Origin of the sequence: Stenotrophomonas sp. Marseille-Q4652 (assembly GCF_916618915.1) — a bacterium.
In the GTDB taxonomy this organism is placed as follows: Bacteria; Pseudomonadota; Gammaproteobacteria; order Xanthomonadales; family Xanthomonadaceae; genus Stenotrophomonas.
In genome coordinates this window covers 1988292-2002599 of record NZ_CAKAKE010000001.1, presented here as the reverse complement: position 1 = coordinate 2002599, position 14308 = coordinate 1988292, and the positions used below count along the sequence as shown (strand labels likewise).

Annotated in this window: 14 protein-coding genes, 1 pseudogene and 1 riboswitch; of the genes and pseudogenes, 11 read left to right on the top strand and 4 right to left on the bottom strand. The window is 70.1% G+C overall.

The features are described from left to right. Positions 1-33 precede the first annotated feature (33 nt). The 5 genes and pseudogenes from LG380_RS09555 (at position 34) to ribD (ending at position 4115) form a co-directional block, all read left to right on the top strand. Positions 34-492, top strand: a pseudogene (locus LG380_RS09555) (RcnB family protein). 128 nt (positions 493-620) lie between these two features. Next, the gene (glyA, locus tag LG380_RS09550) at positions 621-1874 is read left to right on the top strand and encodes a serine hydroxymethyltransferase (RefSeq protein WP_225764814.1); all 1254 of its coding nucleotides are present in this window, start codon (positions 621-623) and stop codon (positions 1872-1874) included. 101 nt (positions 1875-1975) lie between these two features. Next, positions 1976-2494: a transcriptional regulator NrdR gene (gene nrdR, locus LG380_RS09545; protein WP_225764813.1), complete on the top strand. Its 519-nt coding sequence runs from the start codon at positions 1976-1978 to the stop codon at positions 2492-2494. 6 nt (positions 2495-2500) lie between these two features. Next, on the top strand, positions 2501-2983 hold the full coding sequence (locus LG380_RS09540) for a GNAT family N-acetyltransferase (protein ID WP_225764811.1): 483 nt from the start codon (positions 2501-2503) through the stop codon (positions 2981-2983). Positions 2984-3017: 34 nt separating this feature from the next. Continuing rightward, positions 3018-4115, top strand: a complete 1098-nt coding sequence (gene ribD, locus LG380_RS09535; RefSeq protein ID WP_225764809.1) for a bifunctional diaminohydroxyphosphoribosylaminopyrimidine deaminase/5-amino-6-(5-phosphoribosylamino)uracil reductase RibD — start codon at positions 3018-3020, stop codon at positions 4113-4115. Positions 4116-4157: 42 nt separating this feature from the next. On the opposite strand, the gene LG380_RS09530 is transcribed toward ribD, so the two are convergent. After that, positions 4158-4778 (bottom strand): outer membrane beta-barrel protein, encoded by a 621-nt coding sequence (locus LG380_RS09530; protein WP_225764807.1) that lies wholly within the window; start codon positions 4776-4778, stop codon positions 4158-4160. 164 nt (positions 4779-4942) lie between these two features. Beyond that, a riboswitch (FMN riboswitch) is annotated at positions 4943-5129 on the top strand. A 126-nt stretch (positions 5130-5255) separates the two neighbouring features. Between LG380_RS09530 and LG380_RS09525 the strand changes: the two genes are divergently transcribed. The 6 genes from LG380_RS09525 (at position 5256) to LG380_RS09500 (ending at position 10761) form a co-directional block, all read left to right on the top strand. Beyond that, entirely contained in the window at positions 5256-5858 is a 603-nt protein-coding gene (locus LG380_RS09525; RefSeq protein WP_225764805.1) for a riboflavin synthase, read from the top strand. After that, entirely contained in the window at positions 5855-6964 is a 1110-nt protein-coding gene (ribB, locus tag LG380_RS09520; RefSeq protein ID WP_225764803.1) for a 3,4-dihydroxy-2-butanone-4-phosphate synthase, read from the top strand. The genes LG380_RS09525 and ribB overlap by 4 nt, the downstream gene beginning before the upstream one ends. 57 nt (positions 6965-7021) lie before the next feature. Next, the gene (ribH, locus tag LG380_RS09515) at positions 7022-7489 is read left to right on the top strand and encodes a 6,7-dimethyl-8-ribityllumazine synthase (RefSeq protein ID WP_225764801.1); all 468 of its coding nucleotides are present in this window, start codon (positions 7022-7024) and stop codon (positions 7487-7489) included. Then, positions 7486-7962 (top strand): transcription antitermination factor NusB, encoded by a 477-nt coding sequence (gene nusB / locus LG380_RS09510; RefSeq protein ID WP_225764800.1) that lies wholly within the window; start codon positions 7486-7488, stop codon positions 7960-7962. The genes ribH and nusB overlap by 4 nt, the downstream gene beginning before the upstream one ends. 115 nt (positions 7963-8077) lie before the next feature. Further along, complete coding sequence (gene thiL / locus LG380_RS09505; protein ID WP_225766550.1) at positions 8078-9052, top strand: thiamine-phosphate kinase; 975 nt, start codon at positions 8078-8080, stop codon at positions 9050-9052. Positions 9053-9183: 131 nt separating this feature from the next. Next, entirely contained in the window at positions 9184-10761 is a 1578-nt protein-coding gene (locus tag LG380_RS09500) for a CocE/NonD family hydrolase (protein ID WP_225764799.1), read from the top strand. A 51-nt stretch (positions 10762-10812) separates the two neighbouring features. Here the strand turns inward: LG380_RS09500 and LG380_RS09495 are convergent, their stop codons facing one another. Genes LG380_RS09495 through LG380_RS09485 form a run of 3 tightly spaced genes read right to left on the bottom strand, consistent with a single transcriptional unit; the run spans position 10813 to position 14290 of the window. After that, a complete protein-coding gene (locus tag LG380_RS09495; RefSeq protein ID WP_225764798.1) occupies positions 10813-12192 on the bottom strand; it encodes an FAD-linked oxidase C-terminal domain-containing protein in 1380 nt (459 codons plus the stop codon). A gap of 21 nt (positions 12193-12213) precedes the next feature. Further along, entirely contained in the window at positions 12214-12582 is a 369-nt protein-coding gene (locus tag LG380_RS09490; protein ID WP_225764797.1) for a YraN family protein, read from the bottom strand. Next, a complete protein-coding gene (locus tag LG380_RS09485) occupies positions 12572-14290 on the bottom strand; it encodes a penicillin-binding protein activator (RefSeq protein ID WP_225764796.1) in 1719 nt (572 codons plus the stop codon). The genes LG380_RS09490 and LG380_RS09485 overlap by 11 nt, the downstream gene beginning before the upstream one ends. Between the last annotated feature and the right edge of the window lie 18 nt (positions 14291-14308).

Below are 14308 nucleotides of genomic sequence, written 5' to 3'. Positions count from 1 at the left end.
TGGGGTGCGTCCCATCCACCGCGAGGTCCGAAGATGAAGATGAAACGTTTTGCCATGATGGCGCTGGCCTCGCTGCTGGCTGTCGGTATCACCGCTCCGGCGTTTGCCGGTCCCGGCGACCACGGCCGTGGCCACCAGCCCGGCTGGAGCTAGGGTCGTGGTCATGACAAGCACCATGACCGCCGCCACGATCGCCGCGATGACCGTCGTCACTACCAGACCGGTTACCGCGAGGGCTACCGCGACGCCCGCCACAACGACCGTCGCCACCATGCCCCGCCGCCGCGCGTGGTCTACCGCCCCTACGCGTTCCAGCGCGGCCACCGCTACAGCAACTACTACGGTGGCCCGGTCTACGTGGTGCACGACTACGACCGCTACCACCTGCGCCGTCCGCCGCATGGCCACCGCTGGATCCGCGACGACCGCGGCAACATGCTGCTGGTGGCCGTGGCCACGGGCATCATCGCCGACCTGATCCTGCACCACTGAGCCGGCCGGCCCGGTGAGAGTTTACAAGGGCGCCTGAGGGCGCCCTTGTCGTGTCCGGGACGGGCCGGGCGGGGGATGCCACGGGCTACAATGGCCGTATCCGCATCCTCACCCTCCGGAGCTGCCCGATGTACTCGCGTGAAGTCCGTATCGCCTCCTACGACCCCGAACTGGCCCAGGCCATTGCCGCCGAGTGCCAGCGCCAGGAAGACCACGTCGAGCTGATCGCCAGCGAGAACTACGCCAGCCCGGCGGTGATGGAGGCCCAGGGTAGCCAGCTGACCAACAAGTATGCCGAGGGCTACCCGGGCAAGCGCTACTACGGTGGCTGCGAGTACGTGGACGTGGCCGAGAAGCTGGCCATCGACCGCCTCAAGCAGCTGTTCGGCGCCGACTACGCCAACGTGCAGCCGCACTCCGGCTCGCAGGCCAACCAGGCCGTGTACCTGGCGCTGCTGCAGCCGGGCGACACCATCCTCGGCATGAGCCTGGCGCATGGCGGGCACCTGACCCACGGCGCCAAGGTCAACGTCTCCGGCAAGCTGTTCAACGCCATCCAGTACGGCGTCAACGAGCAGGGCCTGATCGACTACGACGAGGTCGAGCGCCTGGCCGTGGAGCACAAGCCGAAGATGGTGGTGGCCGGTTTCTCCGCCTACTCGCAGCAGATCGACTGGGCGCGCTTCCGCGCCATCGCCGACAAGGTTGGCGCCTACCTGTTCGTGGACATGGCCCACGTCGCCGGCCTGGTGGCCGCCGGTGTCTACCCGAGCCCGCTGGAGCACGCGCACGTGGTCACCTCGACCACCCACAAGACCCTGCGCGGCCCGCGCGGCGGCATCATCCTGGCCAGGGGCGCGGACGAGGAGCTGTCCAAGAAGCTGCAGTCGATCGTGTTCCCGGGCATTCAGGGCGGTCCGCTGATGCACGTCATCGCCGCCAAGGCCGTGGCCTTCAAGGAAGCGCTGGAACCCGCGTTCAAGGCTTACCAGCAGCAGGTGGTGAAGAACGCCCAGGCGATGGCCGACACCCTGATCGCGCGCGGCTACAAGATTGTCTCCGGTGGCACCCAGAACCACCTGATGCTGGTGGACATGATCGGCAAGGACGTGTCCGGCAAGGACGCCGAAGCCGCGCTGGGCAAGGCTCACATCACCGTCAACAAGAACTCGGTGCCCAATGATCCGCGCTCGCCGTTCGTGACCTCGGGCCTGCGCCTGGGCACCCCGGCCGTCACCACCCGTGGTTACGTCGAGCAGGACTGCGTGGACCTGGCCAACTGGATCGCCGACGTGCTGGACGCGCCCAACGATGACAGCGTGATCGAGGCGGTCAAGGCCAAGGTCGCTGGGCAGTGCCGCAAGTACCCGGTCTACGGCTGAGCCATCGGGCCCGTGAGGGACGGCGGCGCGCCGGGTGCGCGCCGCTGCTTCCGGTCCGGCATCCTGGCTGCGGTTGCGGCACCACGACGTAAAGGCTTCCCATGCATTGCCCCTTCTGCCAGCACACCGATACCCGCGTGATCGACTCGCGTGTGTCCGAGGACGGCGCCACCATCCGTCGCCGCCGCGGCTGCGAAGCCTGCGGCGAGCGCTTCAGTACGCTGGAAACCATCGAGCTGAAGCTGCCGGTGATCATCAAGAACGACGGCGGCCGCGAGGCCTTCGACGCCCGCAAGCTGCGCACCAGCTTCGACCGCGCGCTGCAGAAGCGGCCGGTGGCCGAGGAGCGGATCGAGGCGGCGGTTCGCGCGGTGGTGCACCAGCTGCGCATGTGCGGCGAGCGCGAGGTGCCGTCGATCCGGGTCGGCGAATTCGTGATGAACGAACTGCGCAAGCTCGACCATGTCGGCTACGTGCGCTTTGCCTCGGTGTATCGCAGCTTCGAGGAACTGGCCGACTTCCGCGACGAGATCGAGAAGCTCGAGCGCGACCTGCCGCCGGCCGAGGAACAACTGCCGCTGCTGGCCGAGGAAGCCGGCGCCCGCGCCAAGGCACGCTGAGCGCGCATGCGCATCGTCCGCCTGTGCGAGCGCCCGGAGTGGATCCCGGGGATCGCCAGTGCGCACGTGGACGCCTTCGGTACGCTGCTGCCGGACTGGACCGTGGCCCAGGCCGAGCAGGAGCTGCGCGAGTACAGCCACGGGGGCATTCCCGAGACCTGGGTCGCCGAGGAGGATGGCGACTGGCTGGGCAGCGTCAGCCTGCTGCAGAACGACCACGACGACATCCGCCAATACGCGCCGTGGCTGGCCAGCCTGTACGTGCGCCCGCAGGCGCGCGGTCGTGGCGTGGCACCTGCGCTTGTCACGCATTGCGTTGCCCAGGCCGCACGGCTCGGCGTGAACCCGCTGTACCTGTACTGCACCGACGCGCTGCTGCCGTATTACGCCCGGCTCGGGTGGGAACTGCAGGAACGGCTGTTGCTGGGCCCGCTGCCGGTCAACGTGCTGCGAATCGACACCGTCTGCCGCGCCGTCGACGCCGGCTGAGCGACAATCCCCCCATTTCATGGCGATACGGCGCATGAGCGATTTCTCCCCGACCGACCACCTGCTGATGGCCCGCGCGCTGCGCCTGGCCGAGAAAGGCGCCTGGACCACGCGGCCGAACCCGATGGTCGGCTGCGTGATCGCCCATGGCGACCAGGTGGTGGGCGAGGGCTACCACCAGCGTGCCGGCGGCCCGCATGCCGAGGTGTTCGCGCTGCGCCAGGCTGGCGCGCGCGCGCGCGCTGCCACCGCCTACGTCACCCTGGAGCCCTGTGCGCACTACGGGCGCACGCCGCCATGTGCGCTGGCGCTGGTCGAGGCAGGTGTCAGTCGCGTGGTGGCGGCCATGCGTGATCCGTTCCCGCATGTCGACGGCGGCGGCTTCGAGCTGCTGCGGCAGGCCGGCATCAGCGTCGAGGTGGGGCTGATGGAAGCGCAGGCGCGCGAGCTCAACCGCGGCTTCCTGTCGCGGGTGGAGCGGGGCCGGCCGTGGCTGCGGGTGAAGCTTGCTGCCAGCCTGGACGGGCGTACGGCCATGGCCAGTGGCGAATCCAAGTGGATCACCGGGCCGGCCGCACGCGAGGACGTGCAGCACTGGCGTGCCCGCGCCGGCGCGATCCTGACCGGCGCGGCGACGGTGCTGGCCGACGATCCGGCGCTGACGGTGCGCCTGGGTGAGGATGCCGGGGTCATGCCGCCATTGCGGGTGGTGCTGGATCGGCAACTGCGGTCGCTGGGCTGCGCCCGTGTGCGTGAGGGCGACGCGCCAACTTTGTACCTGCACGCTGATGACCGCGAGCCGCCGTCGCTGGCCAATACCGAATTCGCCGCCGTGCCAGTGCACGATGGCCGGCTCGATCTGGCCGCGGTGATGCAGTTGCTGGCTGCGCGCGGCATCAACGAGGTCCACACCGAGGCCGGGCCCACCCTGGGCGGGGCACTGCTGGCCGCCGATCTGGTCGACGAGTTGCTGCTGTACCAGGCGCCGATCCTGCTCGGCGACAACGCCCGGCCGCTGCTGGCAGGGCTGGGCATCGAGGCCATGGCCCAGCGCCGGCAGCTGCGTCTGGTCGATACCCGCCAGCTCGGCGATGACCTGCGCCTGCTGCTGCGCCAGCACCTGACGGTGTGACGCGGCTCTGGCCAGGCCCTTGTGGCCTGGCCAGATGACTACTTAGAAGCTGGCGCGCACGCCAACCATGTACTGGGTGCCGTCCTCGAAGAACTGGATCTCTCCGACCAGACCCCACTGCTGGGCGAACATGACCTGGCCGCCCAGGTTGCCCACGAAGCTGGTATCGATGTCGGAACCGTCAATCACGCCACCCTTCAGCCAGGCCTCGGTGCGGGCCGACGGCTTGCCGCGTACGCCCAGCGTGGCACGACCGGCAGAGGTGTGATCCTTGTAGCGGCCGTTGGAGCCCGGGAGGCCGCTGATCGTGACTTCGTCGTTGAGACGCAGGAGCGCGATGTCGGCGGTGAAGTCGACGCGATCGCTGAGTTCCATGTGGTAGCCGATGCCGATTTCCGGCTGCGCCAGTTCGACCTTCATGCGGGCCGTGCCCAGGCTGTAGCTCTTGGAGACGGTGGAGTAACCGGCGAACACGTGGACCTGGGGGGCGATCGCGAACGAGCCGCGCAGGTAGCCGCCGTCGCCCTTCGGGTCGTCGAGGAAATCGTCGTTGATCTGGACCTGGGTCCAGCCGGCTTCGACGTAGGTGTAGCTCATGTCGGCGGCGGAGGCCGCAAACGGTGAGGCCGCCAGCAGGGTGGCCAGGATGAGGTTGTTGCGCATTGCTTTTCCTTTCAGGGGTGATGTCCGTGTCAGCCACGCCCTTGCGGCGCGGGTGGGCGACGTCGTGTCGCCGCGGCGGATTCTAGTTATGTCTGTACAAATTTGCGACGGTCATCGCATTTGGCGGGCTGCTAGAATGCGCAGGCCGGTTCGCCGGCAACCACGAACGTCTTCAGGGCGGGGTGTAATTCCCCACCGGCGGTAGGTGCAGGTTCTCCCACGGAGCAACCGCACGAGCCCGCGAGCGCCCGCAGTCCTTGCGGGGTCAGCAGATCCGGTCCGATGCCGGAGCCGACGGTTGGCAGGGTCGCCCGGCGACACTGCCTAGAGTCCGGATGAAAGAAGACGGCCTGCGCGCGGCCCCGGCCGCGCGTGCGCCTGTTTGCCTTGCGGCGTTTTTCGCTCACCAACCATGCGGGAAACGTTCATGTCCAATCGTTGCAGCACTCGCGGCTTCCGCGTCCCGGAGGCCTGCTGATGTTCACCGGCATCATCGAGGGCGTCGGCCGCCTGGCCGCCCGTCAGTCCATCGGCGGCGATGTCCGCTTCACCTTCAACGTCGGCAGCCTGCCGTTCGAGCGCGTACAGATGGGCGAGAGCATCGCCGTCAACGGCGTGTGCCTGACCGTGATCGCGTTCGACGCCGGCTCCTTCCAGGCCGACGCCTCCACCGAGACGCTCTCGCTCACCACCCTGGGCGGCCTGGCCGAGGGCGCGACGATCAACCTCGAGCGCGCGATGCGGCCCAGCGACCGCCTCGGCGGCCACCTGGTCAGCGGCCATGTCGACGGCATCGGCACGGTGCTGTCGATCGTTGATGACGCCCGCGCCCAGCGCTTGCGCTTCGCCGCGCCCGGGGCGCTGCTCAAGTACATCGCCAAGAAGGGCTCGATCTGCGTCGACGGCGTCAGCCTCACCGTCAACGAAGTCGACGACGAGGGTTTCGAGGTGGCGCTGATCCCGCACACCGTCGCCAACACCGCTTTCGCCGCCACCGCCGTCGGCAGCGCGGTCAACCTCGAGATCGACCTGGTCGCCCGCTACGTCGAGCGCCTGCTGGGCCAAGGAGCCACCCCATGAACTTCGCTTCCATCCCCGAGATCCTCGAGGACATCCGCCTCGGCCGCATGGTCGTCATCGTCGACGACGAGGACCGCGAGAACGAAGGCGACCTGATCATGGCCGCCGAGCTGGTCAAGCCGTCGGACATCAACTTCATGGTCACCCACGGCCGCGGCCTGGTGTGCCTGCCGCTGACCCGCGAGCGTGCCGGCCAGCTCGGGCTGGCGCCGATGGTGCAGGCCAACACCGCGCAGTTCCAGACCAATTTCACCGTCAGCATCGAGGCGGCCGAAGGCGTCACCACCGGCATCTCCGCCTACGACCGCGCCCACACCATCCGCACCGCGGTCAAGCCCGATGCCAGGCCGGCCGACCTGCACCAGCCGGGCCACATCTTCCCGCTGATCGCCCAGCCGGGCGGGGTGCTGACCCGCGCCGGGCATACCGAGGCCGGGGTGGACCTGGCGATGCTGGCCGGGCTGGAGCCGGCCGGCGTGCTGGTGGAAATCCTCAACGAGGACGGCAGCATGGCGCGGCGCCCGCAGCTGGAGGTGTTCGCGCGCGAACACGGGCTGAAGATGGGCTCGATCGCCGACCTGATCGCCTACCGGCTGGCCACCGAGCACACGGTGGAGCGGGTGGACGAGCGCGGCATCGACACCGAGTTCGGCCCGTTCACGCTGGTCACCTACCGCGACCGCATCGCCCACGACCTGCATTTCGCGCTGGTCAGGGGCAATCCGGACGCGGCCACGCCCACCCTGGTCCGGGTGCAGGTGGAGAACCCGCTGGCCGACCTGCTGCACTGGCGCCGCGACGACTTCGGCGTGGCCGGCACCGACGCATTGCGCGCGATCGCCGCCGAGGGCCAGGGGGTGATGGTGGTGCTGTCGGCGCCGCGCGATGGCGATGCGCTGCTGGCGCGGCTGCGCAACGAAACCGTGGTGCGCCCGGCCGGCAAGGACAAGGACGTGGGCCAGTGGCGGCGCAATGGTGCGGGCGCGCAGATCCTGTCCGACCTCGGCCTGGGCAAGCTGCGCGTGCTGGGCACCCCGCGCCGCCAGATCGGCCTGGCCGGCTATGGCCTGGAGATTGTCGAGACCGTGCAGCCGCCGGCCCCGTGAGGGCCGGCGACCGCCGCGACACGTTAAACTGACCCACCTACTGGATCTGCGACACCCATGAGTCATTACGAAGGCGACCTGCGCGCCCCCGAGTCCGCGCGCTTTGCGATCATCGCCAGCCGCTGGAATGCCCGCATTACCGACACTCTGGTCGCCGGCGCCCGCCAGAGCCTGGCCGGCAACGGCATCACCGAGGACCTGGTCGACGTGGTCCGCGTGCCCGGCGCCTGGGAAATCCCGATGGCCGCCAACCGCGTGGCCCAGTCCGGCCGGCACGCGGCGATCATCGCCCTGGGCTGCGTCGTGCGTGGCGATACCCGCCACTATGAACACGTGGCCGACCTGTGCGCCGAAGGCCTGATGAGCGTGCAGCTGCAGACCGGCGTGCCGGTGCTCAACGGCGTGCTCGCCGTCGAGCGCATGGAGGATGCCGAGGCCCGCGCCGGCGGCAGCCATGGCAACAAGGGAGAAGAGTGCGCCCTGGCGGCGCTGGAAATGGTCAACCTGCTGGAGCAACTGCCGTGAACAAACCCAATGACAGCAGGAACGGCAAGCAGGTCCGCCGCGATGGCATCGACCCGGTGTTGCGTTCGCGCGCCCGCCGCCGCGCCCTGCAGGCGGTCTATGCCTGGCAGATCTCCGGCGGCAATTCGCAGCAGCTGATCGCCCAGTTTGCCCACGAGCAGGCGCACGAGATTGCCGATCTGGCGTATTTCGAGAACCTGGTCGACGGCGTGCTGCGCAACAAGGTCGAGCTGGACCAGGCGCTGCTGCCGTACCTGGATCGTGGCGTCGAGGAAGTCGACGCGATCGAGCGCGCCGTGTTGCGCGTGGCGGCCTACGAGCTGCTGCACCGCATGGACGTGCCGTACCGCGTGGTGATCAACGAGGCCATCGAAACCGCCAAGCGTTTCGGTTCCGAGCATGGCCACACCTTCGTCAATGGCGTGCTCGACCGCGCCGCGGTCGAATGGCGCAGGACCGAAGCCGGCCACTGAGCCTGGCCGTCGCCGGCGTGCCTGCGCGGCGCGCCGGTGGCCCTGCCGCCGCGCCCCCGGCGCGTGCGGATGCGGGACGCAACGCTCCCGCGCCTGCGAGCATGAATCGATGAGCCTGGCCGAATTCGCCCTGATCGACCGACTGCGTGCCCGCGCTGGCCAGCGCGACGACGTCGTGCTCGGCATTGGCGATGACGCGGCATTGCTGGCGCTGCCACCCGGCGAGCAGCTGGTGGTCACCGCCGACACCCTCAACGCCGGCGTGCATTTCCCGGCCGAGACGGCGCCGTTCGACATCGGCTGGAAGACCCTGGCGGTGAACCTGTCCGACCTGGCGGCGATGGGTGCGCAGCCGCGCTGGGTAACCCTGTCGCTGTCACTGCCTGACGGCGATCCGGCGTGGCTGGATGGTTTTGCCGATGGCCTGTTCGCGCTGGCCGATCAGCACGGCGTTGCCCTGGTCGGGGGCGATACCACCCGCGGGCCGTTGTCGATCTCGGTCACCGCGATGGGTTCGGTCCCGGCCGGCCAGGCGCTGCGCCGCGATGGTGCCCGGGCCGGTGACGAAGTGTGGATCAGTGGCGTGCCGGGCGAGGCGGCGCTGGCCCTGGCGCTGTGGCAGCGCGGCGTGCTGGACGTGGCGGTGCGTGCGCCCGATCCCCACGCCGAAGCGCTGCGCCTGCGCCTTTGCCGACCGACGCCGCAGGTGGCACTGGGCCTGGCGTTGCGTGGCATCGCCACGGCCGCGATCGATATCTCCGATGGGCTGTCCGCCGACCTCGGCCACCTCTGTGTGCGCAGTGGCGTGGCTGCACGGCTGCAGCTGCAAGCACTGCCGCGTTCGGCAGCGCTGGACGTGCACGCAGCGAGCGAACAGGCCTGGCCGCTGCAGGCCGGCGGTGGTGACGACTACGAGCTGTGCTTCACCGCATCACCCGAGAACCGCGGGCGGGTGCTGGCTGTGGCCGCGGCTGCCGGGGTCGGGGTGAGCTGCATCGGCCGCCTAGAAACCGGGCAGGGCGTGCATTGGCACAAGCCCGACGGCCAGCCTTGGTCGCCTGCCCGTAGCGGCTTCGACCACTTCCGCTGAGCCCATCCATACCGTGCCGCATTGCGGCGTGAATCCTGCCGTACCCATTGGTACGTTGCGCGCGCGTCTCCCCCACGGCGTAAGGCATCCCGGACCCCCGTCCGGGATCTTTCCCTACCCGGAGAACACGCATGCACCGTACGGCCAAACGGATCCTTGCAAGTGCGACCCTGCTGCTCGCTGCCACCACCGCCTGGGCGGGCGACTACAGCAAACGCTACGAACGCATCGATAGCTTTGACGGCACGGCGCTCGGCGCCGTGGTGCTGGAACCGAAGAACCAGGGCGCCGGCCCGTTCCCGCTGGTGGTGATGCCGGCCAGCTGGTCGCTGCCCAACCTCGAATACGTTGGCCGCGCGGCGAAGATGGCCGGCGACGGCTACATCGTGGTCAGCTACACCTCGCGGGGTTTCTGGGATTCGGCCGGCCAGATCGACATCGCCGGTCCTGCCACGGTCGAGGATGTGTCGGCGGTGATCGACTGGGCACTGGCCAATACCCGGGCCAACCAGAACGCGATCGGTGCCTCGGGCATCTCCTACGGTGCCGGCGTCAGCCTGCTGGCTGCAGGATGCGACCCCCGCATCAAGGCCGTGGCCGCACTCAGTGGCTGGACCGACCTGCAGGAATCGCTGTACGCCAATGCCACCCCGAGCAAGCAGGGCATCCTGCTGCTCGGCGGCGCCGGCGTGCTGACCGGCCGGCCCGGCCCGGAGCTGTCGGCGGTGATCAACGCTTCGCTGCGCGGGGACTTCCATGGCGCGGTCAACAGCGTGCTGCCGGTGGCCGCCGAGCGCGGCGCGCGCAGCGAGCTGGCCAACATCAACCGCAACCGCACCGCGGTGCTGCTGGCCAACGCCTACAACGACGCACTGTTCCCGCCGGGCCAGCTGGTGTCCTTCTACAACGGCCTGGCCGGCCCCAGGCAGCTGATCTTCAGTCATGGTGACCACGCCACTGCGGAGATCCCCGGTGCGCTGGGCCTGGACAACGCGGTCTATGACGCGACCACGCGCTGGTTCGACCACCACCTCAAGGGCAGCGCCAACGGCGTGCCGGGCGAACCCTCCGTACGGCTGGCGACCACCGGCGGCCAGTGGCTGGGCTTTGCCAACTGGGGCGCGGTGCAGGCCAACCCCGTGCGTTACGGCCTGACCAAGCCTACCGGCCTGCTGTCGCCGACCGGCTCGCTGGCCAGCGCCCACGCCAACGGCTGGCAGCACGGCATCACCACCGCGTTGCCGACCGTGGCGGATTCGGGCGTGGTGATGATCAGCGGCCTGGCCCAGGGCCTGGGCCTGCCGACCACCGCTTCGTTGCCGCTGGTCAGCCGCGTGGGGGCGGCGGTGTGGACCGGTCCGGCGTTGAGCAGGAAGTCGGTGCTGGCCGGAGCTCCCAGCCTGCGGCTGACGGTGACTCCGAGCCAGTCGGAAGTGACGCTGTTCGCCTACCTGTACAGCGTCAACGCACTCGGCGCCGGCGAGCTGCTGAGCTACAAGCCGTACACGCTGACCGGCAGCGCCGGCAAGGCGCGCACGCTGGAAATCGAGATGGAGGCTACCGCGGCGGAGATTGCCGCCGGCCGCCGGCTGGCGCTAGTCATCGACACCACCGACCCGCGCTATGCCGACCGCACCAGGGCGCTGGGTTCGGTGACGTTCTCCTCGCCGGCCTCTGCGCCGTCGGAGCTGCGCGTGCCGCTGCACTGACTTGAAGGGGCTGCGGATGCAGGTGCATCCGCAGCCATCCGTCCCATCCATTCAACCCGGCGGCAGCACCTTGCCGGGGTTGAGGATGCCGTCCGGATCGAGTGCCGCCTTGATCGCGCGCATCGTCGCCAGCGTGGCCGGATTGAACGCGCGGTCCATGAAGTCGCGCTTGGATAGCCCGATGCCGTGTTCGCCCGACAGCGTGCCACCCAGCCCCAGCGTCAGCTCGAACACCCGCGGCAGCGCGGCGTGGGCGCGGGCGTTCTCGTCCGGATCCTCGGGGTGGTACAGGATGTTGACGTGCAGGTTGCCGTTGCCGGCATGGCCGAAGGTGACGATCGGCAGGGTGAACTCCGCCGATAGCGTCTGCACCCCGGCCACCAGCTCGGGGATGCGCGACACCGGCACCACCACGTCCTCGTTGATCTTGCCCGGGGCAATACTGCGCAGCGCGGGCGACAGCGCGCGCCGCGCCGCCCACAACCGGTCGCGCGCGCTGCCATCGGTGGCCACGTCCAGTTCCAGCAGGCCCTCGCCTTCGGCGGCGCTGGCTAGTGCATTGAGCGCGTAGGGCAGGGTGTCGTCGTCGCCGTCGGCCTCGACCAGCAGCATCGCGCCGGCCTGAGGTACCTGCGCGCCGTTGAGCCGCAGCAGTTCCAGGCTGCGCGCATCCATGAATTCCAGCATTGCCGGCGTCACCGGCTGCGCCATCACCCGCGACACCGCCGCGGCCGCGCAATCGGCATCGCGGTAGAGCACGCGCAGCCCGGCCTGCGCGCGCGGCCGCGGCGCCAGCTTCAGCGTCGCCTCCACGATCAGCGCCAGCGTGCCCTCGCTGCCGACCAGCAGGTGGGTCAGGTCGTAGCCGGTAGCGTCCTTGGTCCACGGCCCGCCGCATTCGATCAGCTCGCCGGTGCCGGTCACGGCCACCAGGCCGAGCACGTTGTCGCGGCTGGTGCCGTACTTCACCGCGCGCGGACCACCGGCATTGGTGGCGAGGTTGCCACCGATGCTGCAGATCTCGGCGCTGGAGGGATCCGGCGGCCAGAACAGGCCATGCGGGGAAAGCGCGTGCTGCAGGTCGCCATTGAGCACGCCCGGCTCGACCACCGCGCAGCGGTCTTGCGGCCGCAGCGCGAGGATGCGGTTCATGCGCGCGAACGAGAGCACGATGCCGCCGGCGCTGGGTACCGCCGCGCCGGTGGTGCCGGTGCCGGTGCCACGCGCGACCAGCGGCACGCCATGCTCGCGGCAGGCACGCACCAGCGCCTGTACCTGGCTGCGTTCGGCCGGCATCGCCACTGCCTGTGGCAGGGCGTGACGCCAGGAGTTGTCCTGCGCGTGCGCCTGCAGCGCGGCTTCATCGGTGCGCCAGCCACCGCCCAAGAGTTGCGACAGGTGCTGGTCGAGAACGGCGGGCAGGACGGTCATCGGGGGTCCAGTAGAGGGCGCTCAGCAATCGTCGGCGCGGAACGCATCGCGGATCCAGTGCAGGCGCGGTGGCTCGCCGTCGGCTTCGACCACGTCGAAACGGCACGGGGCCTGCGCATGCTGCGGATGGCTGGCCAGGAACAGTTGGGCGGCCTGCAGCAGTCGCCGGCGTTTGTGCAGGTCGACCGAGGCGGCGCCACCGCCGAACGCGGACGAGCGCCGGTAACGCACTTCAACGAACACCAGTGCCGGACCGTCGAACATCACCAGGTCCAGTTCGCCACCGCGGTAGCGGACGTTGCCGGCCAGCGGCCGAAGTCCCGCGGCCTGCAGGTGGGCAAGGGCGGCGGCTTCCACCGCCGCGCCGCGTTGCTGCCGGTCAGCGGCCATCGGCGATCGGTATGGGCCGCCCGCCGCTGAAGGTGGACCACGCCGGCAGGCGCAGCACGTTGCCGAAGCCATCCAGCTGCAGGGTGCCGGTGGCGCCGCGAATGCCGCCTTCCGGCGCATTGGCCAGCTTTTCCAGATGCGCGGTGAGCTGCCAGGCGTCGTGGCCGAAGGCGAACAGGCGCGCGGCACCGCCGCGGGCGGTCGGCAGGCTGCCCGCCAGCGTGGTGGCATTGGGCAGGCCGGACACGCCGCGTGCGGTCCAGGCTTCGGTCGGGAAGGCGATGCCGTCCAGGGTCATGTCTTCCTCGGCCTTGCCGGTGCCCGACAGCAGCTGCGAGGTACCGACGCGGCTGGCACCGGACAGGCCGGCCATCGCCAGCTGCGGCGCCAGTGCGCGGGCCTGGTTGCCGCGCACGGCCAGCAGCACCGCATCGGCATTTCCGGCCTGGCGCAGCTGCGCGCCGATGTCGGCCGGGTTGTCGCTGACGGTGAGGGTGGCCAGCACCTGCCCGCCGCGTTCGACGAAGCGCTGGGCGAACGAGGCGGCGGCGCGGCGGCCGGTGTCATCGCTGCTGCTGATCACCACCGCGCGCGAGCGCTCGCGGCTGACCAGGTATTCGGCGGCCATGATCCCGTCGTCTTCCGGCGCCAGCGAGAAGCCGGCGCTGCCGGCCGGCGGCAGGTCCTTGCCACGGTTCAGCGCCAGCACCGGCACCGGCAACTGCTCGCGGGCGAACAGTGCCTCGACCTCGTCGCGGCCGAGCGGGCCGATGATGAAGTCCGCACCCTCGCTGACCGCACGGTCATAGGCGTTGCCGGCACCGAAGGGCGTGCCCTTGGTGTCGATGAAGGTGATTTCCGGGCGGCGGCGGGTCTCGGCGTAGTAACCGGCCAGCAGGCCGTCGCGCACCGGCGCGGCGGCGGTGGCCAGGTTGCCGCTGAGCGGCAGCAGCACCGCCAGCTTGGCCGGCGGGCGATAGCCGTCGCGGTCGGCCGGCGGCCACTTGCTGGTGTCCAGACGGGCCTGGGCGTCGCGGTCGAACGGGCGCGGCAACGGCAGCCCGCGCGAGATCAGGGCGCGGCCGGCGTAGTTGTACAGCGGCTCGCCGGCCGGCAGGGCGGCAGTGCGGCTGCGCAGGGTGGCATCGTCCACCGACGCCAGCAGGCGGGTGATCGCCTTCTGGTTGTCGCCGCGTTCGGCGGTCGGCAGCTGGGCACGGGCGCGTGCCGCGGCGGCGTCGAACGCCCTGCCGGTGCCTTCCAGCGCCTGGGCGCTGGCAAGGTACCAGCGCGCCTGCAGCGGCTGCGGTACCTGTTCGACAGTGCTGGCCAGCGCCTGCAGCGCCTGGGCGGGCTGGCCATCAGCCAGCGCCAGCTCGGCATTGGTCAGCTGGAAGCGCTGCAGGCTGGGGCCGGAAAGCTGGCGCGGCTGGACCTGCGCCAGCAGCGTGCGGGCGCGCGCTGCGTCACCGGCGGTGAGCCAGGCAAAGGCCGCATCGGCCAGCAGCTGGCTGCGCGTGGCACCGCGTACCTGGCTGGCCTGGGCCTCGAGCTGCTGCGCGGCCTCGCGGGCGTTGCCCTGTTCGATCAGGGCCAGCGAGGCCTGCCGGGCAGGCGAGGCCGCGGGCTGGACACTGGTGGTGGCGCAGCCTGCGAACAGCAGCAACGACAGCGACAGGGCGGAAATGCGTGCGACTGGCTTGTTCATTTGGGTTCCGTTCGACAG

What these genes read in the sequence shown, in the direction of transcription:
- LG380_RS09495 (WP_225764798.1), bottom strand. Translation starts at nt 12,192, where the DNA reads ATGACCGTCCTGCCCGCCGTTCTCGACCAGCACCTGTCGCAACTCTTG.
- glyA (WP_225764814.1), top strand. Translation starts at nt 621, where the DNA reads ATGTACTCGCGTGAAGTCCGTATCGCCTCCTACGACCCCGAACTGGCC.
- ribH (WP_225764801.1), top strand. Translation starts at nt 7,022, where the DNA reads ATGAGTCATTACGAAGGCGACCTGCGCGCCCCCGAGTCCGCGCGCTTT.
- LG380_RS09525 (WP_225764805.1), top strand. Translation starts at nt 5,256, where the DNA reads ATGTTCACCGGCATCATCGAGGGCGTCGGCCGCCTGGCCGCCCGTCAG.
- LG380_RS09485 (WP_225764796.1), bottom strand. Translation starts at nt 14,290, where the DNA reads ATGAACAAGCCAGTCGCACGCATTTCCGCCCTGTCGCTGTCGTTGCTG.
- ribB (WP_225764803.1), top strand. Translation starts at nt 5,855, where the DNA reads ATGAACTTCGCTTCCATCCCCGAGATCCTCGAGGACATCCGCCTCGGC.
- LG380_RS09530 (WP_225764807.1), bottom strand. Translation starts at nt 4,778, where the DNA reads ATGCGCAACAACCTCATCCTGGCCACCCTGCTGGCGGCCTCACCGTTT.
- ribD (WP_225764809.1), top strand. Translation starts at nt 3,018, where the DNA reads ATGAGCGATTTCTCCCCGACCGACCACCTGCTGATGGCCCGCGCGCTG.
- LG380_RS09500 (WP_225764799.1), top strand. Translation starts at nt 9,184, where the DNA reads ATGCACCGTACGGCCAAACGGATCCTTGCAAGTGCGACCCTGCTGCTC.
- LG380_RS09490 (WP_225764797.1), bottom strand. Translation starts at nt 12,582, where the DNA reads ATGGCCGCTGACCGGCAGCAACGCGGCGCGGCGGTGGAAGCCGCCGCC.
- LG380_RS09540 (WP_225764811.1), top strand. Translation starts at nt 2,501, where the DNA reads ATGCGCATCGTCCGCCTGTGCGAGCGCCCGGAGTGGATCCCGGGGATC.
- nrdR (WP_225764813.1), top strand. Translation starts at nt 1,976, where the DNA reads ATGCATTGCCCCTTCTGCCAGCACACCGATACCCGCGTGATCGACTCG.